Annotated in this window: 25 protein-coding genes and 2 pseudogenes; 13 read left to right on the forward strand and 14 right to left on the reverse strand. The window is 63.4% G+C overall.

Annotation, left to right across the window (positions count from 1 at the left end; all coding sequences use genetic code 11):
- Together ABIB49_RS18075 and ABIB49_RS18080 are read left to right on the forward strand one after the other, a co-directional pair.
- Positions 1 to 180: pseudogene (locus ABIB49_RS18075) on the forward strand (hypothetical protein); the annotation flags it as partial.
- A 446-nt stretch (positions 181 to 626) separates the two neighbouring features.
- Positions 627 to 1,076 (forward strand): hypothetical protein, encoded by a 450-nt coding sequence (locus tag ABIB49_RS18080; RefSeq protein ID WP_282361117.1) that lies wholly within the window; start codon positions 627 to 629, stop codon positions 1,074 to 1,076.
- Between the two features lie 208 nt (positions 1,077 to 1,284).
- Here ABIB49_RS18080 and ABIB49_RS18085 read toward each other — a convergent pair whose 3' ends face one another.
- The 3 genes from ABIB49_RS18085 to ABIB49_RS18095 all read right to left on the reverse strand — a co-directional run bounded on the left by ABIB49_RS18085 (position 1,285) and on the right by ABIB49_RS18095 (position 3,253).
- Positions 1,285 to 1,614, reverse strand: coding sequence for an alpha/beta fold hydrolase (locus tag ABIB49_RS18085; protein WP_226775679.1), 330 nt, complete (start codon positions 1,612 to 1,614; stop codon positions 1,285 to 1,287).
- A 94-nt stretch (positions 1,615 to 1,708) separates the two neighbouring features.
- Positions 1,709 to 2,233 carry a redoxin domain-containing protein gene (locus tag ABIB49_RS18090; RefSeq protein WP_282361118.1) on the reverse strand — a complete coding sequence of 175 codons (525 nt, stop codon included), beginning with the start codon at positions 2,231 to 2,233 and terminating at the stop codon, positions 1,709 to 1,711.
- A 183-nt stretch (positions 2,234 to 2,416) separates the two neighbouring features.
- On the reverse strand, positions 2,417 to 3,253 hold the full coding sequence (locus tag ABIB49_RS18095; RefSeq protein WP_282361119.1) for an alpha/beta fold hydrolase: 837 nt from the start codon (positions 3,251 to 3,253) through the stop codon (positions 2,417 to 2,419).
- Between the two features lie 398 nt (positions 3,254 to 3,651).
- On the opposite strand from ABIB49_RS18095, the gene ABIB49_RS18100 reads away from it, so the two are divergent.
- Positions 3,652 to 4,593, forward strand: coding sequence for a ferritin-like domain-containing protein (locus ABIB49_RS18100; protein ID WP_283481286.1), 942 nt, complete (start codon positions 3,652 to 3,654; stop codon positions 4,591 to 4,593).
- A 264-nt stretch (positions 4,594 to 4,857) separates the two neighbouring features.
- Here the strand turns inward: ABIB49_RS18100 and ABIB49_RS18105 are convergent, their stop codons facing one another.
- From ABIB49_RS18105 to ABIB49_RS18115, 3 genes are all read right to left on the reverse strand, one after another.
- Positions 4,858 to 5,070, reverse strand: a complete 213-nt coding sequence (locus ABIB49_RS18105; protein WP_282361010.1) for a hypothetical protein — start codon at positions 5,068 to 5,070, stop codon at positions 4,858 to 4,860.
- 507 nt (positions 5,071 to 5,577) lie between these two features.
- Positions 5,578 to 5,895 (reverse strand): lmo0937 family membrane protein, encoded by a 318-nt coding sequence (locus tag ABIB49_RS18110; protein ID WP_354157542.1) that lies wholly within the window; start codon positions 5,893 to 5,895, stop codon positions 5,578 to 5,580.
- A gap of 698 nt (positions 5,896 to 6,593) precedes the next feature.
- Positions 6,594 to 7,034 carry a heavy metal-responsive transcriptional regulator gene (locus tag ABIB49_RS18115; protein ID WP_226773933.1) on the reverse strand — a complete coding sequence of 147 codons (441 nt, stop codon included), beginning with the start codon at positions 7,032 to 7,034 and terminating at the stop codon, positions 6,594 to 6,596.
- Between the two features lie 55 nt (positions 7,035 to 7,089).
- Between ABIB49_RS18115 and ABIB49_RS18120 the strand changes: the two genes are divergently transcribed.
- The 4 genes from ABIB49_RS18120 (at position 7,090) to ABIB49_RS18135 (ending at position 11,100) form a co-directional block, all read left to right on the forward strand.
- On the forward strand, positions 7,090 to 7,389 hold the full coding sequence (locus tag ABIB49_RS18120) for a thioredoxin family protein (RefSeq protein WP_226773932.1): 300 nt from the start codon (positions 7,090 to 7,092) through the stop codon (positions 7,387 to 7,389).
- A 127-nt stretch (positions 7,390 to 7,516) separates the two neighbouring features.
- A complete protein-coding gene (locus ABIB49_RS18125; protein WP_354157543.1) occupies positions 7,517 to 8,869 on the forward strand; it encodes a dihydrolipoyl dehydrogenase family protein in 1,353 nt (450 codons plus the stop codon).
- 212 nt (positions 8,870 to 9,081) lie between these two features.
- Positions 9,082 to 9,909, forward strand: coding sequence for a substrate-binding domain-containing protein (locus tag ABIB49_RS18130; protein WP_282361016.1), 828 nt, complete (start codon positions 9,082 to 9,084; stop codon positions 9,907 to 9,909).
- Between the two features lie 87 nt (positions 9,910 to 9,996).
- A complete protein-coding gene (locus tag ABIB49_RS18135) occupies positions 9,997 to 11,100 on the forward strand; it encodes an oxidoreductase (protein WP_354157544.1) in 1,104 nt (367 codons plus the stop codon).
- Between the two features lie 118 nt (positions 11,101 to 11,218).
- Here ABIB49_RS18135 and ABIB49_RS18140 read toward each other — a convergent pair whose 3' ends face one another.
- Both ABIB49_RS18140 and ABIB49_RS18145 read right to left on the reverse strand, forming a co-directional pair.
- On the reverse strand, positions 11,219 to 11,575 hold the full coding sequence (locus ABIB49_RS18140) for a hypothetical protein (protein ID WP_282361018.1): 357 nt from the start codon (positions 11,573 to 11,575) through the stop codon (positions 11,219 to 11,221).
- Positions 11,576 to 11,611: 36 nt separating this feature from the next.
- Positions 11,612 to 11,797, reverse strand: coding sequence for a hypothetical protein (locus ABIB49_RS18145; RefSeq protein WP_226776142.1), 186 nt, complete (start codon positions 11,795 to 11,797; stop codon positions 11,612 to 11,614).
- An 838-nt stretch (positions 11,798 to 12,635) separates the two neighbouring features.
- Between ABIB49_RS18145 and ABIB49_RS18150 the strand changes: the two genes are divergently transcribed.
- Complete coding sequence (locus ABIB49_RS18150; protein WP_226776143.1) at positions 12,636 to 12,872, forward strand: hypothetical protein; 237 nt, start codon at positions 12,636 to 12,638, stop codon at positions 12,870 to 12,872.
- A 168-nt stretch (positions 12,873 to 13,040) separates the two neighbouring features.
- Here the strand turns inward: ABIB49_RS18150 and ABIB49_RS18155 are convergent, their stop codons facing one another.
- Positions 13,041 to 13,685: an ANTAR domain-containing protein gene (locus ABIB49_RS18155; RefSeq protein WP_226776144.1), complete on the reverse strand. Its 645-nt coding sequence runs from the start codon at positions 13,683 to 13,685 to the stop codon at positions 13,041 to 13,043.
- A 329-nt stretch (positions 13,686 to 14,014) separates the two neighbouring features.
- Between ABIB49_RS18155 and ABIB49_RS18160 the strand changes: the two genes are divergently transcribed.
- The 3 genes and pseudogenes from ABIB49_RS18160 to ABIB49_RS18170 all read left to right on the forward strand — a co-directional run bounded on the left by ABIB49_RS18160 (position 14,015) and on the right by ABIB49_RS18170 (position 15,227).
- On the forward strand, positions 14,015 to 14,203 hold the full coding sequence (locus ABIB49_RS18160; protein ID WP_282361025.1) for a hypothetical protein: 189 nt from the start codon (positions 14,015 to 14,017) through the stop codon (positions 14,201 to 14,203).
- Positions 14,204 to 14,408: 205 nt separating this feature from the next.
- Positions 14,409 to 14,744 carry an SLAC1 family transporter gene (locus ABIB49_RS18165; protein WP_282361026.1) on the forward strand — a complete coding sequence of 112 codons (336 nt, stop codon included), beginning with the start codon at positions 14,409 to 14,411 and terminating at the stop codon, positions 14,742 to 14,744.
- A 25-nt stretch (positions 14,745 to 14,769) separates the two neighbouring features.
- Positions 14,770 to 15,227: pseudogene (locus ABIB49_RS18170) on the forward strand (thioredoxin-like domain-containing protein).
- A 125-nt stretch (positions 15,228 to 15,352) separates the two neighbouring features.
- Here ABIB49_RS18170 and ABIB49_RS18175 read toward each other — a convergent pair.
- Entirely contained in the window at positions 15,353 to 16,270 is a 918-nt protein-coding gene (locus ABIB49_RS18175) for an NmrA family NAD(P)-binding protein (RefSeq protein WP_282361021.1), read from the reverse strand.
- A 1,123-nt stretch (positions 16,271 to 17,393) separates the two neighbouring features.
- Positions 17,394 to 17,702 (reverse strand): hypothetical protein, encoded by a 309-nt coding sequence (locus ABIB49_RS18180; protein WP_282361023.1) that lies wholly within the window; start codon positions 17,700 to 17,702, stop codon positions 17,394 to 17,396.
- Positions 17,703 to 17,994: 292 nt separating this feature from the next.
- On the opposite strand from ABIB49_RS18180, the gene ABIB49_RS18185 reads away from it, so the two are divergent.
- The gene (locus ABIB49_RS18185; RefSeq protein WP_282361114.1) at positions 17,995 to 18,876 is read left to right on the forward strand and encodes a class I SAM-dependent methyltransferase; all 882 of its coding nucleotides are present in this window, start codon (positions 17,995 to 17,997) and stop codon (positions 18,874 to 18,876) included.
- A 110-nt stretch (positions 18,877 to 18,986) separates the two neighbouring features.
- On the opposite strand, the gene istB is transcribed toward ABIB49_RS18185, so the two are convergent.
- From istB to ABIB49_RS18200, 3 genes are all read right to left on the reverse strand, one after another.
- Entirely contained in the window at positions 18,987 to 19,805 is an 819-nt protein-coding gene (gene istB, locus ABIB49_RS18190) for an IS21-like element helper ATPase IstB (protein WP_354157545.1), read from the reverse strand.
- On the reverse strand, positions 19,802 to 21,478 hold the full coding sequence (gene istA / locus ABIB49_RS18195; protein ID WP_282360991.1) for an IS21 family transposase: 1,677 nt from the start codon (positions 21,476 to 21,478) through the stop codon (positions 19,802 to 19,804). The genes istB and istA overlap by 4 nt, the downstream gene beginning before the upstream one ends.
- 201 nt (positions 21,479 to 21,679) lie before the next feature.
- Positions 21,680 to 22,042, reverse strand: a complete 363-nt coding sequence (locus ABIB49_RS18200) for a YciI family protein (RefSeq protein ID WP_282360992.1) — start codon at positions 22,040 to 22,042, stop codon at positions 21,680 to 21,682.
- A 463-nt stretch (positions 22,043 to 22,505) separates the two neighbouring features.
- Here ABIB49_RS18200 and ABIB49_RS18205 point away from each other — a divergent pair, with 463 nt between their 5' ends.
- Positions 22,506 to 23,012 (forward strand): GNAT family N-acetyltransferase, encoded by a 507-nt coding sequence (locus ABIB49_RS18205; protein WP_282360993.1) that lies wholly within the window; start codon positions 22,506 to 22,508, stop codon positions 23,010 to 23,012.
- The last annotated feature ends 258 nt before the right edge of the window (positions 23,013 to 23,270 follow it).

Here is a 23,270-nt window from a genome sequence, read left to right on the forward strand (position 1 = left end):
AACCTCGACGGCTCCACCCTCAAGCCCCTCGCCAAGGCCGGCGACACCGCCGTCCTGGAAGGCACCCGGGTGCTGATCTCCGACACCGCCGCCGGTCTGCTGAACAAAACCTTCAAGACCGACGCCGTGAAAGCCGACATGCTCGTCGGCATCGCCAAAATCACCGTCAACACCAAGTAACACCCACCACGAAGACCTGCCGGATGCATGGTCTGCACCGGCGGGAAGCGCCACGGATCCTCTCCAGGGGTCCGTGGCGCTTTTCTGTTCTCACACCCTGGCCCGGATCTTCTCAAGGGGTCGCGTGGAAACCGCCGGCGGCCCAGGAGCAGGGATTCAGCCGGCGTTACCGGTATGCGTTGAGCACAGTGGAGGAATGCGACGGTGAAATTGAGCCCCGGCTTCCGCCCCTGGGCTCTCTACCGGTCCGAAAGCGGCTCTTCCCGCCGCCTTTCGGTGTTTCGGGGGTCCAAGCCCCTGCCTGATCCTGAATGGTGGTGTGATGTAAGCAAGCAAAACCTGACCCGCAGAGGCTAACCGAGGCCCTCGCAGCCCGGTTCGCATCCCCGACGCGGAGCACCCGGCTCACGGTCGTCCTGGGCCGCTGGCTCGGGCTGAGTTTCACGGTGTGCTTCCTGACCGGGCTGTTCAGCCACGGCCTGCAGAACCCGCCCTCCTGGATGCTCTTCCCCACCAGCCCCGTCTGGATTTACCAGCTCACCCAGGGGATCCATGTCACCGCCGGGATCGCCTCGATTCCGCTGCTGCTGGCCAAGCTGTGGTCCGTCTATCTGGAGCTGCTCACGTGGCCGCCGGTCAAATCCGTCGCCCACGGCCTTGAACGTGCCTCAATCGCCCTGTTCATCGCCTCCTCGCTCCTTGAGCTGACCACCGGCCTGATCAATACCTACAAGTGGTATCCTCGGCCCTTCCCGTTCCGCGAGACCCACAGACGGGTCGGTATGTGCGCCTCCTGCAGCAGCGGGACCAGGTCCAGGGTGGTCCGGGGATTGGCGGCCGCGGCCATGGCCATCCACGACCTGTGGCAGGCCGGTTCGTTGCAGGGCGACAGGTAATCGGTGAGTTCCTCGTCGTTGAGTGTGCGTTTGACGGCACGCTGCGTGGATACCGCACGGGCGTCCAGAAGCTGCGGGGCCGTCGTGGCCGCCCGTACCTCCGGGTCCCGGAACCGTTCCACCGCAGGCACCGGCCACGAATCGAACACCACGGAGTTCATCAGCACGAGTCTGTTCACGCGCCCGCTGGGTGCCGCAATGTGCTGGGCTATTCCCCCGCCGATGGCATGCCCGGCCATATCGAAACTGTCCAGTCCGAGGCATCGGCGGCGGCCAGAGCTGTTTCGGCCAAGGCCGGGACAGTGGCGTGGCTGACGTCGAGTTCTCCGCCGCTGCGGCCGAACTCGGGCAAGTCCAGGGCAATGCACCGACTCGAAGTCCCCAGTGCGGGCAGGACCGGCAGCCTCACGCGGCTCCAGAAAGTCCCGTGCAGCAACAGCAGCGGAGGTGTCTGGTCACTGCCGCTGCCCAGATACGAAAGGGATGTCCCGGCGACCTCGATCTGGTCGCGCAGGACCGGGGCCAGAGGAGTGTTCAAGGTTTTAGTACCTCTCTTTTCAGCGCTTACCACTGTTGACCCCGGCTCAGGGGCGGTTCCGCCCATCCGCCGGACTCTGCCTGTACCCGAGGTCTCAGGCGGCCCCGCGTGCCGGGTAGTCATGGTCCTGGGCGTAGCGGACCCCTGCGATGACGTCGTCCAGGGATGGCCTGCCAAAGGGCATGGTGGCGGTGCTGGACCAGAACAAAGTCCCGTCCTCGTCCAGGATAAAGATGCCCGGTTCGTTGAAGAGGTCCGGCTCGCCGTCCTTGATTGCGTGGGACAGGTTCAAACCCCAGGACCGGGCGGATTCCTCCCTCAAGCCATAGGCCACGGGGAGGTTGGCGAGGTGCCACTGATCCACGATCCGGGTGCTTCGGCCCGATGTTTCCATGCTCACCGCGACGGCCCGGCCGATGCCGGCTGCCTTCAGGTCCTCGATCCGCTTATCGATCTCGGCCAGCTGTTTGCGGCAGATCGGGCAGTGCAGGCCGCGGTAGAAGACCACCAGGCTAAACCTCCCGTCAGTTCCGGTACCAAGCTTAAGATCATCGGTAGTTCCCCCACCAACCAGGGCGAGGGCGAGATCGGGCGCTGTCTGTGTAGGAAGAAGTGTCATGGCCTCGGCAACAAAGCCCGGCTCCCGCTAATTCCCTACGGTTCCGGTCATGCCCAGACGTCACCGTCCGGAAGAAAGCGTTAAGAGGCTCCCGGAACCGGGCGTTTGACACAGGGTGAGGCGCTCTCGCTGTCGCCTCACCCTGTTCTCGCCGCCGAGATGTATAGCTGCTGCGCTGGGCCGCTATTTCTGCAGGAAGGTCAGCAGTGCCTGGTTGAACTCCTCGGGGTGGCTCACGTTGCAGCCGTGTGGTGCGCCGTGGAGGACGTGCAGGTCGCTGCCCGGCAGGGCTGCGTGGGTCCGTGCACCGGATCCTTCGAAGGGCACGGTTCCGTCGCCGTCCCCGTGCAGGATCAGGGCCGGGACTCTGATGTTGGGCAGGTCGTCGCGGAAGTCGGTGGTTCCGAAAGCTTCCATGCAGGCCAGTGCCGCCTTTTTGTCAGCCTGCTTGCAGAGCTGGAGGGCTTCCTGACGCTGCTGCTCGGTCACTTTAAGCTCGCCGTTGACGGAGAAGAACTGCCGGGTAAAATCGTCGTAGAAGGAGTCTTCGTCCTTCGCCAGGCCTGCCGTCATCTCCGCTGCTGCGTCCTTAGTCAGTGGCCCGTCCGGGTTGTCCTGGCCTTGCATCAAGTACGGCGGGACGGCGGCCGCGAAAACCACGCTGCGCACCCGGTCGGTCCCGAATTTGGTGAAGTAGCGGGCTACTTCACCGCCGCCCATGGAGAAGCCGACGAGGGTAGTGTCGTAAAGCTCGAGTGCCTCGAGAAGGGCGTTCAGGTCTTCGGTGAGGGTGTCGTAGGTGTAGCCGGTGTTGGGCTTGTCGCTGCGTCCGAAACCCCGCCGGTCATAGGTAATAACCCTGTAGCCGGCAGCCCGCAGGGCAGGGACCTGGGCTGCGAAGGATTCCCCGGACAGGGGCCAGCCATGAATGAGGACGACCGGCCGGCCCGTTCCCCCCGTGTCGTCCACGTGCAGGTTCGTGTCCTTGAACAGTCCGTGATGGGCAATAACTTCAGTCATGAAAAGCCTCCAACTCTGAGATGGGATCGGCGCACGAAGCCGACTCCAACCCATTCGTAAGCAGGCTGTGTATTGGATGGGTCTTCGTTGGCTACGATCACCATCGAGTCAGCAGCGTCGCGGGTGGTCCTGAGTCAGGTCGTCTCAGGAAACCCCAGCGACGCCACCCCGCAGAGCGCCCCGGCTTGCCGGGTGCTAGAAGGCAGACTTCGACAATGGATGTGAAAGGTTGCCCGGCCACCCGTCCGTGATATGGATCACTACGAACTGTAAGTGTCAGCATCATGGGTTCTCCCATTCGCAGGGGTTTTGCGCTGCGTCTTCCGGCCGGGGGGCCGGAGGGAGTACTCTCCGGATTGTCATGGTCTCAAAATCGCACTCATGACAGGAGCACACCAATGTTCGATCAGAAATTCGTCACCGATGCTATGAGCCGCAGCGCGGAAAACCCCATGGACCGGCGCATCTTGTTCCGCGCCGCCGGAATTGCAGGGATCGGCGGCGCAGCTGCTTTGATCGCCGCCTCACCGTCCCGTGCGGACGGCGACGCAGAGCATTCCGATAAGAAGCCAAGCGACGGGGCGATCCTAAACTTCGCCCTCAACCTGGAATACCTCGAAGCGGAGTTCTACCTGCGGGCCGTTACAGGCCGGGGCCTGAGTGAGGGACTCACGGACGGCAAAGGACGAAAGGGCGGTGTGACCGGCGGGGCGAAGGTACCTTTCAAGGCCGGCAGCCTGATCGAAAAATACGCCAAGGAAATCGCCGCGGACGAAGAATCGCACGTCAAATTCCTCCGCACCGCGCTCGGCAAAGCCGCAGTTTCCCGGCCGCAAATTGATCTGGAGGCCAGCTTCACCGCCGCTGCCATGGCGGCGGGGCTGATCAAGGCAGGCCAGACGTTCAACCCTTTTGCGGACGAAACAAGCTTCCTCCTGGGCGCGTTCATTTTCGAAGACGTCGGCGTCACCGCCTACAAGGGCGCGGCACCGCTGATCGATAACAAGACCTACCTCGAAGCCGCCGCCGGTATCCTCGCTGTCGAGGCTTATCACGCCGGAATCATCAGAACCACCCTCTACGCTCGTGATCTGCAGGTACCCGCCCAAGCAATCTCCGACGCCCGGGACAGCCTCGATGGATCAACTGATCTCGATCAGGGTATTGGCACTAAAGACACCGCCAACCTTGTCCCGACCGACTCGAACGGCATCGCTTTCAGCCGCAGCCCGGGGCAGGTCCTGAACATCGCCTACCTCACCGCCAAAGCCGAAAGAGAAGGCGGGTTCTTCCCCAAGGGGGTAAACGGCGAGATCAACCGGAGCGCAGCCAGCGCCTGACCCACCCCACACCCATACAGAAACGGATGGACCACGGCAGGCGGGCACCCCGGGGGCTGCCCGCCGGCCGTGGTCGGGGCAGAAAGGCCCATGCGCCGGCGGGCCTCACCGGGCTGATCCGCTTCCCGCCAGGCACATGGTGCGCGGCTGACCCGTTGCACCAAGGGCTAGAGATTCCCCAGTTCGGAGCCGGGCGTTGCCAGGTCCGCGCGGGCTTCGGTCTCCGCGGCAAGCTTGACCGTCCGCCGTTCCCGGCGGCGATCACTAAGCAGGCAGAACTGCGTCCCCGGCGGATTTGAGGAGCCGGTCGACCGTGGCCCCGGAGACTGTTATCAGCTGCGCCGCCACGGCCGGGATCAGCAGCTTGGCGTCGAGCTCCCCGAAGGCTTCCAGCTTAGGCAGCCACAGGTCCATAGTCGCCGCCAAGTATTTGGCTGAGGGCATTCCGGCGAGCCGCCACGCATCGACCAGGACCATGGGGCCGTCATATCCTTGGGTCCTCCGTCCACGAGTCTTCGTTGTGACCGTTTTTTGCCGGACCTCTGCGTTTCCGCGCCGTGAACAACGCCCGGCGGGCGTTAGCCCTGACCACCCCTGTCCATTGACGGCGGCCGAAAATCGTGGCCGGCGCCGATCGACGTCGAAGCGTACCGAGGCGGACACTGTGGATCGTAGTCGGCATCCTGATGGGCATTGTGGCCGGGCAGGTTCTGAGATGGCAGATCGCGGGCGCCTTCGTCCTGATATATCTCGGTCTTGGCTGAGCTGCAAAACAAGACCAGACTGCCCCGGGTTCCGCTAATAGTCCGGCTGGGAAGCAAGAGCTGCAGCCCGAAGCCAGATTCTCTTCAAATCCAACCTTCGGGCTGCAGTTCTAGGTCTCAGGCACCCGCCCCCAGCTCACCCCTCATTGTGTGAGGGCCCCTTGGGCGAGAACACGGCGGCAGGCCGCGCAGCCTCGGCGCGGGCACAGCGTTTGGGAACTTAAACGCGTGACCTGCCGCGGATGAAGTGAAAAACCAAGACGACTACTGCAACAACCAGAAGCAGGTGAATGAACCCGCCGCCGATGCTGCCGAGCAGGCCGAGAAGCCAAAGAACAGCGAGAATGATGGCTATCCAAAGCAACATATTTTGTCTCCCTTGTTTGTCTGCGGATGGAAATGCTGGTCCAGCAGGAATCAGTCGCCGTCCAACGGACCGCTCCCAAAGAAATACTAAGTGTACTGTCAAATGGAACCAGCCGGCGCGGGCCATCGTAGTGAGATAGAACAGCAGCGAAAGCCAGCCTGCATGGTTCATCGGATGAGACACGCAGAGTGCAGCTTAGAGCGGTCCCGGATATCGATCATTCAGAGTGTGAATTCTGGTGTGTTTGAGCCCTTGATTCGGTAAGCCTTTTCGCGGGGCCATGAATTCTGACTGCAGTGACAGGCGCCCGCGGCGGGCTTAAGGCGCACCAGGGTCCCATTCGGCTGACCGACGACGTACTGGTCCGGGACGTAAAGGACCCGCTGGGCGAGACGCTGGTCGCCTACATCGGTTCCGTGAAGGAAACCCGGGGCCGTCCGGCTGTGGGCCGATGGGGAACGGAAACCTTCCGCCGACGTGATGCACCGGTTGAGGACCACTTACCACGTGGTCGCCCTGCTCGCGGAGCGGGATTCCCGCGCCTTAGTGCAGGCCTGCTTCTAGGGCATGAAACCGCAGCTGGGTGGTGTCCCGCCGGCGCGCCTGCTCCGCGAAGGCCAGCTGGACGTCGTCGGCCCGCAGGTGTGGCCGCTGCACGCGCGTTCGCGGCCGCAGTCTGATCGGTGGTTTCTGCAGAACTGACGACTGCCGCGGCCGCCGGCAGGGGCCGGCGCGCCTGCTTCCGGCCGGAACCGTGGGCCTGGAGCGGCTGGGAATGGACCCCCGACGGCCGGTTCCCGGGCCGGTGGGACGACCTGCACAGCAACTTCCGCACCTGAATCGCCAAATGGTCGGTTTTTCGCGGCTCTTTAGTACACGCTTCGCGCAATCGAGGCTTCGTGTCGGTCCGCCGGTGGTTGTGCGATGATCTGGCAGACGTCCGCATCGGAACAGTCGGCTGGATCGAGGTCGCGGCTCACCTCGATGAGTCGGCCAAGTTCAGCGGCCAGACCGGCCAGTTCTTGTTGGCGGCCGCGGACCTCAGCCAGCTTTTCCTTGAGGAGACCGGCCACGTGGGCGCAGGGCGCTTCGCCGGAATCGCGCTGGGAGAGGACTCCCTTGATCTCGTTCAGCGCGAGTCCTGCTGACTGAGCGGCGCGGACAAACCGCAGCCGACCGACGACCATACCATCGTAGACTCGGTACCCGTTGGGCGCCCGGGTGGGTGCGGGCAAAAGCCCCTGACGTTCGTAGAAACGAATGGTTTGAGTGTCGATGCCGGTAACGGCGCTGACTTTCCCGATGAGCATGGTTCCAGTCTAACGCTTGACCTTGTACCCGACTACAAGGTTTACGGTAGTTCGTATGGAGATCACCCTGCAATATTTTGACGGTTGCCCGAACTGGAAAGTCGCCGAGGAGCGGCTCATGACACTGGCCGCGGAACGGTCCGGCGTTGTCCTTGTCCGGCAGCTCGTGAATACGGTGGAGGAAGCCGAGCGGGTAGGGTTCCATGGCTCCCCGAGCATCCTCATCAATGGTGTCGACGTGTTCGCTGCTGCCGGTGCCTCCGTGGGATTGGCGTGCCGCCGCTACCTGACCCCTGACGGAGCGGCCGGCGCCCCCAGCCTCGGGCAGCTCAAGGCAGCGATCGACGCCGGCTGATCGGCGGGCATCCAACGCCGGAGCACCAACGGGTCCGTGTCCGTGTCGAGGACCTTGGTGCGTGCCATGGCCAATTAACACCGACCGCCAATGCGGCCGCCCGAGATGATCCAACGGAAGGTTTGAAATGAGCGAGAACTACGATCTGGTCGTCATTGGTGCCGGCATGGCCGGGATCGCTGCGGCGACAAAATGCTCTTCGGCGGGATGGCGGGTGGCAATCGTCGATTCGCTTCCCTATGGCGGCACCTGTGCATTGCGCGGGTGCGACCCGAAGAAAATCCTGCGGCGCGGCGCAGAGGTTATCGACAGTGCCCGACTGCTGCAGGGCAAGGGCATCGACGGCAACGGCCTGTCGATAAACTGGGCCGAGCTGATGAAGCACAAGCACGGATTCACCGACCCGGTGCCGCAGAGCATGGAAGAGGACCTGCGCCATATCGGCGTGGAGACCCTGAATGGGACCGCAAGCTTTACCGGACCGTCCCGGATCCAGGTCTCCGGGACGACGCTCAGGACATCCAAGGTCCTGATCGCTACCGGCGCCACACCTCGGCCCCTGGATTTCCCGGGCCAGGAACACCTCATTGATAGCACCGACTTCCTGAATCTTAGGTCCCTTCCTGCCCGCATTGTGTTCGTGGGCGGTGGTTTCGTCTCCTTCGAGTTCGCCCACATCGCCGCCCGCGCGGGAAGCTCCGCGGTGATCGTGGACCGGGGCGCACGCCCCCTGAAATCATTCGACGCGGACCTGGTCGAGCTGCTGATCGACCGCGGCGCGGAGGCCGGGGTCCAGGTGCGGCGCGGCACCAGCATCACCGGTGTGGAAAAAACGCGCGAGGGCTACAGGCTGCGCCTGCAGCAGGCCGGCCGCGAGGCAACGCTTGATGCGGATTTGGTAGTGCACGGTGCCGGCCGGATCCCGGATTTGTCGCGGTTGAATCTTGAAGCAGCCCACGTGGCCTACGGCAAAAGGGGTATTGAGGTGGCCGGCCACCTGCAGAGCACCACAAACCCCGCCGTCTACGCGGCCGGTGATGCGGCGGACACCGCGGGCCCGCCACTGACTCCGGTGGCCGTTTTCGAAGCCAAGGTCGCCGCGTCCAACATGTTGAAGTCGGGTTCCACGGTCCCGGACTACGCGGCCACGCCGACAGCGGTCTTCACGATCCCCGAGCTGGTCCGCATCGGTATGCTGGAGCACGAGGCCCGCGACAGCGGACTAAACATCGACGTTCGGCATTCGGACACCAGCCAGTGGTACTCGAACTACCGAATCGGTGAAACCGCCGGCGCTGCCAAAATCATCATTGACAGAAAAACCGGACACCTCCTCGGAGTGCACCTGTTCGGATCCGGATACGCGGAACTGGCCAACACATTCAGCCTGGCCATGAAACACGGATTAACCACCCGCGAACTCAAATCCATGACACCCACCTATCCGTCGGTCGGCTCCGACCTTGACTCAATGCTCTAGGAGCAGAGCCGACGTTCGGGCACGGGGTTCAACCCCGCGTGACCCGGCGGTGTTCGGCGGTCAGGCGAGTCAACGAGCAGCGAGCCACCTGATGAACCCACCATCTAGAAAATCCACGCTTTTCGCGGTCCGGACTTCATACCCTAGAGCATCGAAGCGATCGGCGGCGTCGTCCGCACGGAACCTCCACGCTCATCTGCAGGGCCCGCTCCGTGACCGTATGGGGAAGTGCGGATTCAGGCGGGTACGAGGGCATCGACGAGGCCGCGGCGGAACTGGGCTATTCGACATTTGTGATGAACTCGCGCGATGACCCGGAGGAACAACGACGCAAGACGGACACCATGCTCGCCCGGCGGGTGGACGGGCTGATCATCGGTGACGCTCATTTGGACACTGGGCTGCTGGTGGAAATGACCGACCGGAAGGTGCCGTTTGTGCTGATGAACCGCCGCGTCCCGGGCTACCCCGCGGCTACCTGCGACGACGTCCTGGGCGGCGAGCTTGTGGCCGAGCACCTGTGGAACACCGGGCACCGGAATGTCGCGGTGATCGCCGGGGAGCCGTACGCCAGCACGGCTGTGGACCGGACGGCCGGTTTCGTCGACCGCTGGCGTTCGCTGGGGGGAAAGCTGCCCGGGAACGCCGTGGTGTGGTCCCGGTTCGATACTGCCGGGGGCCGTGAAGCGGCCGAGACCATCCTGACCCACTGCCGTCCCCGCCCGACGGCGCTTTTCGCCGTCAATGACTTCGCCGCAATCGGGGCCATGGGAGCACTGCGGTCCCACGGGCTCACCGTCGGTACCGATGTGGCAGTGGTCGGCTTTAATGACACGTCACTGGCCGCGGAGCTGCCCATTCCACTGTCCTCCGTCCGCTCGCCCATGCTGGATATCGGACGTACGGCGGTGCAGCTGCTAAAGGGGGTGCTCGACGGCGCACACGTCGAATCGATCAGGTTGGAACCGACCCTGTACGCGCGGGAAAGCAGCGCCCGGACCGAGCCCGCCAGCGCGTCCCGGCCTGCGTCTGAAATATAAAACCCGTGTCTGTCGTTTGCACTTCCAGGGAGCACGCTTAACTGCGGCTCTCTTTTTCTTTCCCCGAAACACCTCTAGGAGATATTCGTGCCGGATTTCGCACCCCTCTGGTCCCCTGTTCAGATCGGCCCAACCGGGCTGAGCAATCGTGTTGCTCTAGCTCCCATGACGCGCATCAGCGCCACCGAGGACGGGCATGCGACACAGAAAATGGTCGCCTACTATGAGGCCTATGCCCGCGGCGGCTTCGGACTCCTGATTACCGAAGGCATCTACCCCGACACCGCCTACAGCCAGGGCTACCTCTTCCAGCCGGGCATCGCCACCAAAGAACAAGCACACTCCTGGATAAAGGTCGTCGAGGCGGTCCACTCCGCCGGCGCCCGGATCTTCGCCCAGCTCATGCATGCAGGGGCCCAGACCCAGGGAAACCGGTTCGTGGACTCCACCATTGGTCCCTCCTCGATCGCCCCCAAGGGTGAACAATTGGCCTTCTACCGCGGAGAAGGCCCCTACCCCGTTCCCGGGCAGATCACCGCGGCCCAGATGGACGAGGTCCGCGACGGCTTCGTCACGGCTGCACTGCACGCTAAGGCAGCCGGATTCGACGGCGTAGAAATCCACGGCGCGAACGGGTATCTGCTTGACCAGTTCCTCACCGACTACCTCAACACCAGGACCGACAACTACGGCGGCTCACCCGAGAACAGGGTGCGTTTCGCTGCCGAAATCTGCCGCGCCGTCCGCGAGGCCGTGGGTCCGGACATGAGCGTGGGAATCCGTATTTCCCAGGCCAAGGTCAGTGACAATGACCACCGGTGGAGCGGTGGCGCCGAAGAAGCACGAATCATCTTTGAAACCCTCGGTGCTACCGGGATCGATTTTATCCACACCACCGAATACAGGGCCGCGGCCCCGGCCTTCGAAAACGGCACGGAGTCCCTTGCCGCCCTGGCCAAGAAGTACTCGGGAATAACGATCATCGCCAACGGCAACCTCGACGACCCCGAAACCGCCGTCTCCTTGCTCCGTGACGGGGACGCCGATGTCGTCGCCCTGGGCAAAGCAGCCCTCGCGAACCGGAACTGGCCCCACCGGGTACGCAACAACCTCGCCTTCGACGAGCTCGACACCAGGCTCTTCGCTCCGGTAGCGGACGTCAAGGACTGGGAACTGGAACTTCCCGCATAAAGGCATCCACCCGACCCCGCGCGGGCCAGGCCCAGACCGCCTGGCCCGCCCGGCTCCGTGAGAAAAACCATGTTTCAGCTCCTTCCGCAACCAAAAAAGCCGAGCGGGTCAAGCCTCTCTAGCCCCTACAAGCACCGACGGTTGCCTCCCGACACGCGCTCGACCTTGCGGCCCTTGTGGCGCCCTTACCCATGGTGGGCGCCGCCCCGGAGTGTGTGCCCTCGCTGCGTACCGCTGCGAGGCGCCCGCGGAGCCGGGCTTCGTTCGCGCCGGTTTTTGCCAGGGATTCCGCGAATTTCTCGTGGTATCCGGCCGATCCATAGCCGACGGCCGACGCACTCTCCGTTTTGCCACCCTGGTCTTTGATCCGGCTGCGGTCGTTGCCGGTGACGCAGTTCTCGATCTCGCGCCCGACGCCCTCCACGCGGGCGAAGAGTTCCTTCTCGACCCGTCGGTACCGCTGACCCACTGACATCCGCGCCGAGCCTTTGAACCCGCCTTCCGCCAGGAGCTAGGCTGCGAGAATTTCCTTGGCGACTTTCACGAACGAGGGATCCTCGAAATGCGAGGTGCCGGCGCCGTTGACGATCACGGTCGTTTCCTTGCGCAGCTGATCAATGTCGGGCCCGTTGATCCCGTTCCTACCGATAAGGAACAGTCGTTCCTCCACGGGAGTGCCCGCTGCTTCCAGAGCCATGGGGGTCTTTGCTGTGTGGCGGTCTGCAATGCATGGGCCAGCTCGGGATTGGCCAGGGACTCGACAGGCAACTGGTGCCGTCCCTTCTCCGGGGCAAGTGTCCCTGCCTGGGAGTGGAGTTCTTCGGCGCGGACTGCGTAGAGCGGGCCCCTGCCTTTCCATGTTCGGCGGCAGCTTTACGCGCCCCTCCGTGGCTGCGCGCTAAGTCGTCCTGGCGGGCCTTTCCCGTGGTGATGCGCCGGATCCCTGGCTCAACATACGCGGTGTCCGCTCCGGTACCGCGTTGTCGGTCGTGACCGTCCTGGTCATGGATTTTGTGTTCATGAGGTGATGTTCAGTTTCGTTGGGGCGGGGCGGGCGCCGGAAATACTTGGTGTCCTCTCCCCCACCATGTGGTTTGCGTGCTGGCGGAGCATCGCGTAGCTGTGCCCGGCAGAACCGGGGCAAGCCGAAGGGCAAGCGATTGATGGTTCGTGGGAGGAAATCAGCGCAGCGCCGAGCACAGGCGATCGGCTGGGCGGCCGTGCGCAGGCCCGTTGCGCCGGTGGAGCGGGCACGTATGATCCAACGGACCTCAGAAGAAAGGAAAAAGAATGCTTGTGTCGACCGAGCGCAGCGAGGCCCGTATCGTCCCCTGGCTGGCGCCCGGTCATGCCAGCTTCCGGCCATCCGGGCGGGAACACTGCAGCGCGCGGCGGCCCGATGAAAAGACAATGGCCGCTGTACGGGCAAAGTTGTAGCCTAATGAGAGACCGCAGGAATGCTTGTCCTGCGACCAAGCAACGGCCTTCATCCCGCCCTTCTGCGAAGTTCGGGAGGGCAGGGGGTGTGGGTTCTGATGGATAACAACCAGCAGGAACTGACGCATATTGCGTTCCTGCACACAGGCCTCGAGGTCCCTGAAGCATGGTTGGCGTACTTCGCGTACGGGGGCAACCAGGGCCTGTGGGTCGTCGATGCATATCTGAACGGACTGGCTCCGCTGCCAGCCCACGACTGCGACCTGCTGGCGGTGGTCCTCAATGAACGCCTGGCCGAACTCCACTTGCCGCACCTCGCCTCCTACAGCGGCTAAGGAGGCATCACGCAGCCTGCAGTCCAGCAACAACAGGAGTGCAGGGGTGCCGTCCCGGGCATTACCCAAGTCGACGAGGCGGCGCCGGGCCAGAGAGAGCATCGCCTCAAATGCGTTGTGCCCTCGACGCATTGCGATCGTGGCAGGTCCTGCGGGCTTGACGGGTGGTTAGGCCTCGAAGTGGGTTGTCGTTCCGGTGGTGCCGGAGAAGCGCGCGACGATCTCCGTGGCAACGGAGTGCAACTTCTGGTTGCGGCTGGTCGAGGCCCGCAGGAGGATACCGAAGGCTTCCTCCTGCGAACACCGGCTCTGCGCAATGATCACCCCGCAGGCCATGTTGATCGCTGTCCTGCCCTCCATTGCGGCCTTCAGATTACGGCTGAGCAGATCCGCCGCGGCGATCCTGATGCTCAGGCGTAGGGCATCACTGGCCGCGTCCGCAAAGTCGACTGCCACGCCAACGGCACCCCCGATAAACAGACCCGTGGCGGGGGCGTAAAAGTTCAGAACTGCAGTCGCGTCCTGGCGCAGCTGAAGAGGCACGGCCAACGCGGCAGCGTTTCCCGCTGCGACGGGTTCGCCGCTGTATCGGGCCCATCTTCTCTCTGCTGCCGCGTCGCTGCTGCCGGTGACGGTAGGGCTGAGCTTGTGCAGCCGCAGGGTCAGCACGCACCCGATCCGCGCCCCAGTCGCCCGGCCCATTGTCGCCGCAGCCAACGCGGCCATCCTGTCCAGTAAATCCGTGATGTCCCCCGCGCCGTCGACCAGGCCGAGTAGCCGCCGAAAATCGTTGGCTTGCCCGTCTTTTTCCATACCGGTGATAGTAGCCTCCGCGGCCGCGTGAGTGTCGTCAAGGCTGCGATGTCCGCTCCGCGGACCATCGTTCGGTCAGAGTTACCGGGTCATACGTACCTGGCTGACCGATCCGGGTTGATTTCGCCAATCCAGAAGATCCCATGTCGCAGTCGGCAGTTGTGATGCTCGCACTCTTCGGCCAAATGGTACGAACCTACGCGATCGAACGCGCAGCTCACGCGCGTGCCGTTGCTGTCACTAAAGGCAAAAGGATCGACCGGCCCAGCGCGATCGATCCAGCGAAGCTAGCCTACGCCGCTCACCTTCGCGATTAGGAAAATCAGCCCATCTCCGAGATCGTCGAAGCCACCGGTATCACCCGCTCCAGCCTCTACCGTTACCTGCCGCCCCGTCCGCCGGCGACGCTGACCGCCGAGACCCAGCCCAACGGCCGAAAGTCCCGGACGTCGGTGGCGGTTCGTGCAGGCGACTTCGGACAGAACGACGGTTCGTGCAGGCGACTTCGGACAGAATGACAGTTGGTGCACGCGGCTTCAGACGAAACGACGGTTGGTGCAGACGGCTTCGAACACTTCCGTGTCAGGAGTCGGCTGCATAAGCCCCGTAGTTCCAAGGAATCCAGTGCAGGCGACTTCTGAAACTGACACTTTTGGACGCGCTTGGTTGTTGTAGCAGATACGGTCGTTTTAGGCAGCCGAACTTCCCTGCTTCGCGAGGTCGCTGGTTTCATACTTGTGGATCGTGCTGGGCCCGCAGGGCCAGTCCATCACCGCCGCGAACCTCGTGAGCGGAAACGCCCACCTCGCCGTGTCCGGGACCTTGGCCCGGGCGATGGAAACCTTCGGTGTCCTGTACGGGGCGCCGGTCCTGCGCTTCGCGCTCATGTGGGCCGGACTCGCAACCGCCATCACCATCCGCACCGGACGCCAGTGCCAGCCGTTCTCCCTGACCTGGTGGTCCTACACCTTCCCCATCGGAACCTGCGTCACCGGCCTGACCGGCCTCGCCGCCCACACCCACCTCGCCGCCTTCGACGTGATGGCCATCGCCGGCTAGACCCTGTTAGTCGCCGCCTGGATCATTGTCGCCGCCTGGACCTTCCACGGCGGCATCCTCCAAGGCACCCTCTCCCAGAAGCCCTCAACGACCGCGCCGTAGGCGGCCCGCAGCGGACCAGCAGCCCGTCACTCAAACAAGCAAGCGTCCACACTCCCTCGAACACGGTGCAGTCTGGATCAGCTACCAACCCGGACTACCCGCCGATGACATCGCCAAGCTCCCCCGGCTTGCAACCAACCAAAGCCACGTCCTGGTCAGCCCTTTCCCGGCCAGGGATCCCGCATCGAAGAAACCGCCTGGGGAAAACAACTAAGCGTCACAGACCCGGCAGATCCGCGGCTGCCGGCATCCAACAAAGCATTTCAGCAGGGTCCACAAACACCCGAACCCGGCGAGACCTGCAGCGGCGGAGTCAACGGATACATCAGGAGACATACCCCCCGCTCGGCCGATCAGCCCCCAACGCGCGCCGTCCCATGAACTGCCACTCACCCGTTAATGGCAACCCACGCGGAACGACAAACCGCCAATCCAAACAGCGATTTATCCGCCAAGTCCGACTAAAAGTCACAGCCGCGGGCCGATCTGAGTAGCTGTCGCCGTCATCAGCCCTTGGTCGCACCGTACTTCACGTGCGCCTCAAGGACGTCACGGACGCTCGTCCAAGCCTGCGGCCCGTAGCGGTCGTTGTTCACATGATGCAGTTGAGCCTCGCCACTGAACATACTGACGAAGTACTGCATACCCTGCCAGGCAGGGAAGGTCGCCTCCTCGCCATTTGATACGCGACGCCCGATCCGGGCCATGCCGGACAGCATTCCCGTGGTACCTGCCCATTGGGTGGTGAAGGCAGCGCCAGTGAGCTCGGTCATGATCCGCGCGATACCTCGGGCTGTTACCCGGTCCCCGGCCACCTCGACGACGCGTGGCGCGGCGTCGTCCAGTGCCACATAAGCGACGGTGCGGGCGACGTCGTCCTTGGTAGTGAAGTCCAGAACCTGGTCCGGCGAGGACCAGTAGAGGATCTTGTGCCGCCTGAACAGGACCATCGGAGCCTGTCCGGTCAGCATGTCCGCAAAGGCGCCGTTGAGCACGGACGTCGTGTGGAGCGGAGTGGCATCGACGTCGGCGGCGAACTCCCTGCGCAGCTCGAAGTTGCGGTTGCTGCCCGGGGTGACACGCCGATAATCAGCCGAGTAGTCGGACGGGATGAAGCGTGTCACACCGGCCTCAACGGCTGCAGCTAGCAACGCCTGCTGGGCGTCGAGGATGACGGAGCGCGCGCCGCTGACTGCGGACACGACGATGTCGGCTCCGAAGAGGGCGTCGACGAGGCCGACGTGGTCCGTATATGCGGCCTCGCGAATCTCAACGCGGTCCCGCTCCCCGAACATGGCCTGGGCGTGTCCGCCGCCGGGGCGGGTCAGAACGCGAACGAAGGCGGCGGGGTCGGCGGCGAGCAGCTCGCGGACGATCCGGTGGCCGAGGTCACCGGTGGCTCCGGCGACGAGGACGGTGGTCATGATGAGGTGCTCTTCTCTGTGTGAGTGGTGCCGCGGGAGTTGGTACGGCGTCGGCGGGCTTAGAGGTGGGGTCCAGTCACCGACCGCTCGGTGCCGGCGACGACACGGATGCATGACTCCGCCTCACCCGCGTCCGGGGCGACGCGCGTCATTGCCAGGCTGCAGACTCCTTCCAGCGCGCCCGCGCCTGGGTCGCGCCGGAGGCGTACTCCTGGAATACTCGCACAGCCCGGCGCCAACGAGAGCATCAACCTGGGAATCCAGGGACAGCCCACGGGTGCTGCCCCTCGCGTACCCAATCACATCGCCGGACGCGTCAAAAACCCTTCTCAAGCGGTTTCGACCACCGTTCATTTCGAAAACCAGTTCTGACCAACCCTAAGAAAGGAATTGAGCAACTTTCTGTCAGTCTCCAAAGTCGTCTGCACGGAATTTCCACACTCGTCTGCACGACATTCTCAGCCCGGAGCGAGAATAAGCCGTCATATAGGCTGGCTGCGAACGGGCTGCGGAACAGCCCACCGCATTGGGGGACGGCATGGACCATAGAACGAGACTATTGATCGCCGGCGTCGGGATTGCCGGCTTGAGCGCACTGGTACAACTGCTGTTCGTTATTACCAAGCTGCCTGTCATCTTTTGGTCAGATCTTCTGGGCGGAATCGCCGCAGCTGTCGTTACTGCAATTCTCTTGGTCCTTCTCCGTGGTCGTCCTCAGCGGCCGGTATGACCGACGAGTTCCACCCACTGTTCCGGCGTGGGCCGCGGAAGGCCGCCACGGCAGATGGAACCTACATGCTGCTGCCATTTTTTCCAGAGAGTAGATATCCATGGCCACTCCAAGCAAGTCACTATTGTTTCGGCAGAGCCGCATGCAGAGAGCACTAGGGTCGCTTTTCTGCATGTCGATGATGGGGCTATTGGCTTCGATCGTTCTGTCCGGCAGCAACCCGCTCTTTCCAGGGTTATCGGGCCCGCTGCTGGTCCTGTTCTTCTTCCTGACCGCAGCAGGCAGCGTATTCGGACTGGCCACCATCAGGTCCCGGCGGACTACCACGGAAGTCACAGACAAGAGATAAGCCCGTGACACCTCGAGGACGCCACTGAGCCGCCACGAGCACGTTCACGAGTCGCGAACGCCAGCATCGAGCCCACGCACCAGCGCACTACGCAGCCGACTGACCGCGTGCGACGAGGCCCCGTTACCGACATCCTGGAACGACCCCATGCCGCCTTGGTACAAGGTAAGGGCATTCCGCGTTGCTTCAAGCAGAACGCGCGGGTCTGAGATACCGATGAACTGTTCGTCGAGCCAGTCTGCAACTCCTATTCGCTGCTTGTCCTGTTCTGCGCGGGTCACAGCACGTAGCTCTGCGGCTGCGGCGATTATCTCGTCTCGGAAAACTTCCACGTTGTGCTGATTGCGGCTCATTCACAAATCCTATGTAGTTGCCAAGCCCTCACGCACAGCGACGGACCCTGGACCCGCCGCCCGTAAGCCAGTGAGGATGACTATGTCAACCTTTTTTGGCCCCAACATGACGGTTATTCCTGGCCCCACTGAGCAAACTTTGGTTGCCCTGGTCCCGAGGGTCCCGCTGGTCGGCTCGCTCCGCGGCAGTAGGTCCGCTTCGGAATCGGTCCGCTGACCGATCCTTCACCGGGCGCACTCGTCAGGCGACGCGCCGTTCAAGGCGTGAGTCGGAAATCAAGAGGTCCAAACCATGATGGCCCACACTGGAACAGAGGAATGCCAAATAGTTGGGGGCGAAGACAAATTGACGACCATTGGTGCCGACCAGAGGGGCGCTAGCAATTGGGCCGGCGTGGCGCGCCCCTACTCAGAGAGTTTCGCGCACCTGTGCGCTGCGGCGATTGTGCCGTTGCTCGACGCGGCAGAGGCGGTATTGGGCGAGTTCGCGGGTTGTCGTGTGGCGGATGTTGGATGTGGACCCGGGAACCTGACGGGCCTAGCCTTCAGTCGGGGGGCAGAGGTAACGGGCATCGACCCTGACGCCGAGATGCTCGCCTTAGCCCGTACAACGGCTCCTCAGGCACAGCTGCTCTTAGGCGGGTTGCCGAACTTACCACTCGCCCCAGATGCTTTTGATGCAGTGCTGGCAAACTTCGTCGTCAATCACGTCGGCGACCCTCGTGCCGCTGTTGCTGACCTCAAACGGGTCTGTCGGCCGGGCGGCGTCGTCGCTGTGACGATATGGCCCTCTGAACTCTCTGCCATAAATAGGCTCTGGTCAGACGTGGTGCAAGCCAGCGGGGCCGCAGCCCCAAGCCAGCAGAGACTGCCAGCAGATAAGGACTTCGACCGTACCGAGCAGGGATTGAATGAACTGCTGGTGGGTGCAGGTCTGAACGAGGTGCAGACGAAGACTCTCTCCTGGGATTTCGCTATCGAGGCTGAAGACTTGTGGGCTGGACCGGCCGGCGGCGTGGGAGGAATCGGCAAAATCGTAACCAGCCAGTCGCCGATGATGCAGTCCACAATGCGGCACGAATACTTGCGCCTTGTCGCGCCCCTGACTAGCGGTGGAAAAGTGGTTTTACCGGCCGTTGCTCTGCTCGGGATTGGGCAGGCACCCTGCAATTAGCCACCTCGTGGCGTCCCGCAAAGGATCCCTCAGTGGACACTTGTCCTCAGGGCTGGCCCACTTAGAGAGCGGAGACACCGGCAACCCGGCAACCGGCATGGGTCCAGCGATTAGCTAGCGGCTTGTTGGGCAATGGTGTGAGCGAGGCGGTAGGAGTCGGTGCCGGTTTCGACGATGGTGCCGTTGAAGGTGAGTCGGTCCACGATGGCGGCGCAGAGGCGCGGGTCGGTGAAGGTTTTCGTCCAGCCGGAGAAGGATTCGTTGGAGGCTATCGCGATGGAGTTCTTCTCTTCCCTTTCGGTAAGGACCTGGAAGAGGAGTTCGGCGCCTCGGCGGTCCAGTTCCATATAGCCGAGCTCGTCGATGCAGAGCAGGTCCACGCGGCCGTAGCGGGCAACGGTCTTGGCCAGGACCTTCTCATCTGCAGCTTCGACGAGTTCGTTCACGAGCCGAGTGGCGAGGGTGTATTTGACCCGATAGCCCTTCTCCGCGGCGGCGGTGCCGACTCCGATGAGCAGGTGAGATTTGCCGGTCCCGGAATCCCCAATCAGGCAGAGGGGTTGTCCTTTGCGGATCCACTCCCCGGTGGCCAGAGTGTGGATGGTGGCGGCGTTGATGTTCGGGTTCGCATCGAAGTCGAAGTCCCCGAGCCACTTGTCCCGGGGAAAATTCGCGGCTTTCACGCGGCGGATCGAGGAGCGCCGGTCGCGGTCGTCGCACTCTGCCAGCAACAGCTCGGCCAGGAAGCCTTGGTAGGAGAGTTGTTCCTTCCCCGCGACGGTGAGCGCTTCATCGAGGACCGCCCGGATGGTGGGCAGGCGCAGCCGGCGGCAGGCCTGGTCCACGGCTGCGACCGCGGCCTGTTCGGTCAGTCCGCGCCGCCGGCGCAGGGTCGGTGTGATGGCGGTGGCCGGTGCGGTGGGGCTCATGAGATGTTCTCCTTTGACGCGGTTCCTGCAGGGTGTTCGGAACGTTTGGCCAGCAGCTCGTCATAGGCACGAACCGAGGGCTGGGGCCGTGTGTCCGGCGGGAGTCCGGCGATGACGGCGGCCGGGTCCATGAGCCGGCGCTGGGTGAGACTGACAACCCGTTGCACCTTCTCTTCAGCATGAGCACCGGGATGACGGTCGAAACTGGCCCCACCCCGGCAAGATGCCGTGGCGTATCTGCGGGCTTCGACCGCGACGACGTCCGCGCCGACCGCTCCCACTCCCAGCGCCGCGGTGATCCCTGCATGAATGTCTCCGGCATCCATCGACCGGTGCAGGAGCAGGACGTCGATGAGTTCACGGGTCCCGTCGGCATCGCCGTTGACCCGGCGGGATGCGGCCCAGAAAGCCTCATGCGCGCTGGTAAACACCCCGGACTCCCGCGCCTTGGCCAAAGCCGTGGAACCTGGAAGGGCGCCGGGCTTAGTTCTGAGGACCTCGAGATAGTGGTCCAGCTGGACCGACTGACCGGACCGGGCGGCGACCCGCTGATGCCTGGCGACCACGGTCCGGCCATCGAACACCACGACCTCGGACGCCCGCAATGAGACCCGGACCCTTCGGCCGATGAACCGGGCAGGGACGGAATACTTCACCATCCTGACCGTGACCATCGAGGACCTATCAACCCTGGGGTTCAGCGCCAGACCCGGATCGAATTCCTCCGCCGGCAACGGGGCCAGGAACGGCCGTTCAAGCTCGAAGTCCTGGCCTATGGTGCGGATCCTGTCATTGATCCGCCGGGCATCGTCCAGGGCTTCCCAAGCCCGTATCCGGTCGTTGAGCTCATCCAGAGACTCAGCGACAGGCATCGGTGAAAGCCGGTTGCGGCGGAACCACCCCACCTCGCCCTCGACCCCGCCCTTCTCATGGGCCCCCGCGATGCCAGGCTGGCAATAAAAGGGATCGAAGCCGTAGAACGAACGGAACAACACCCACCGCTCGTTCTCCCGGCGCTGCCGGCCCTGCCCGAACACCACCGCGGTGACAGCACTGGTGAGATTGTCATAGCGGATGTGTTTAGTCGGGATGCCGCCCAGAACCTTGAAGGCCTCGACGTGCCCTTCAAGGAAAGCTTCTTGGGCCTGAGTCGGGTATATCCGGTGAATGGCCCTGCCCGAATTCGATAACCGGAAGATGAACATATGGCACTTCGTCTTCACCCCGTTCAGCACGACATAGACCTCGCCGAAGTCCACCTCAGCCTCAGCACCCGGAGCGTGTTCCTGAGGAACAAACACCTCAACGCGGCGGCCTGCCTCCACATCAACCTGGGCCCGACGGACCCTGACGTAATCACGCACCGTCGAATACGACAGCTCCTGCGCACCATGCTCTTCGATAAGCCGGGCCAAAATCCTGCGCGCAGTATGGCGCTGCTTCCGCGGCGCCGTCGTATCCTCGATCAGCATCGCATCGATCGCGCCCTTGAACGGCTCCAGCCTCCAGGACACACCTTGTCTCTGTTTACGCTCCGGAGGGGCAGCTGAATCCAGTGCCTGCCTCACCGTTCGTCGATGAACCCCGTACCGGACCGCCAACGCACGAACCGACAAGCCCTCAACCCGGGCGTCCCTTCGAATCCGCGCGAACAACTCCACTCTCGACTCCATCCAGACCAGCCTTCCGCCGCATCCATCCACTGATGGATCCAACGTTGAAGGTGGGGCCACAAATAACCGTCACAGGTGCCCGGCGAGTCACGAAGTGGGGCCAGAAATAACCGTCCTACCGGGGCCATCCAAACCTGTCACAGCCACCGGCCGACCTCACCCGGTCCCGGCCCGGATCCGGCATCGGCGGCACGCACGGGCTCAGGCCGCGGGCTCGTCCCAGAAGGGCCGGACCTCGATTGGTGCCCCGACCAGAGCGGTGGTCCTCGACGCCCAGTACATGGCACCGTCAAGGTTGTCGGCCTCGATGATGTAGAAACCGGCCAGGTACTCCTTCGACTCCGCGAAGGGGCCGTCGGTGGTCACGGCTTCCCCGTTCGACACGCGGACCACGGTGGCGGTGTCAGGCTCGTACAGGCGTCCGGAGAACACGAAGGCGCCGGCCGACTTCATCTCCTCCTCCAGAGCATTCATCTGCTGGTACGACTGCTGCATCTCGGCGTCGGACATCGGCGCGCGCGTCTGGCCGGCAGTGTTGTGGACAGATACCAGGTACTTCGTCATGACGTTCTCCTCCTCGTGGGCGGGATCCTCCCGCCTGCACTACTACTACGAACGGGTCTCGCCCAGATCGACAGGTGCGCGAAGAAATAATCTCCGCCACGATCGGCGGGACCGCCCGTCGGTTCGCGACCTCTCCGTCTGATGATGGCACGAGACTCCCGCCGCTCACCTGAGGAGCGCGAACCTCTCTCGTCCGGAATCGTGCCGCAATCCGAACCTTGGGCGGGTGCCTCGGTTTGAGGAACTGACGGAACCGCCCACAGCAACTACTGCCATCTCAGCAAAGGATCCCTGAACGGGCAACGTCCGACGGGTGTCCACAATTTTGGGTGACCGCCTGCCTTCGTTGCCCTACTTGCACCGATAGGTTCGCGGCATCCAATTTCCACCGGGGAACGCAAACGACGACCGCGAGTATTGTTGTCCGGTGTTTAAATCGCGTCAGCTTAGTGAAGATGTCAGCATGCGTGTACTGCGCCCGAACGATGCGGCAGAGCTTGCCGCTGCGTATGTGCGCAACCGTGCGTACCTTTCTCCCTGGGAACCAGTACGCCCCGAGGAGTACTACACGGAGGCATGGCAGGCTGCCGACATCGCCAGCCGCCTTGTTGCTCATGAGGCTGGTGAGGGGTACCCCCTTGGCTTGTTTGCCGGCGATACCCTCGTTGGCCGGTTCAACATGGCTGGAATTGTGCGCGGCCCCTTCCAGAGCGTGGGGCTGGGTTACTGGGTGGACAGCCAGTATGCAGGCCGCGGTCTGGCATCAGCCGCGGTCCAGGCGATAGTCGAAACGGCCCGCGACGAGCTCGGACTACACCGCATCGAGGCGAGCACTCTGCCGCACAACGTTAGCTCGCAGCGGGTGCTATTGAAGGGCGGCTTCCAGCAGATCGGGATGGCCCCGCGATACCTGCAGATTGCCGGTAGATGGCAAGACCACAACCTCTACCAAGTAGTCCTGCATGACTAGGCCCCTCTCGTACTCACCGATAAGTTTCAGAGTCCTAAAGGCGGCGGCAACTTGTCCGCGGAGCCAGCCCGCCGAGGAGGATTCCGGGGCAACATCGGCAGAGTCGCCCTGACCGCAAGCGGATCCTTTACCGGACGTTTCACCGGATCGTCTCAAGTGCATGTCACTCGAAGCGGGTAGCCGTCATTGCCGTATTGCTCCGAATGAGGCCGAAGGTCGCGGTGACTGCTCCGAGGGCCAGGAGCAAGCTGAGACCCA

The organism is Arthrobacter sp. UYCu512 (assembly GCF_040547075.1).
GTDB lineage: Bacteria > Actinomycetota > Actinomycetes > Actinomycetales > Micrococcaceae > Arthrobacter.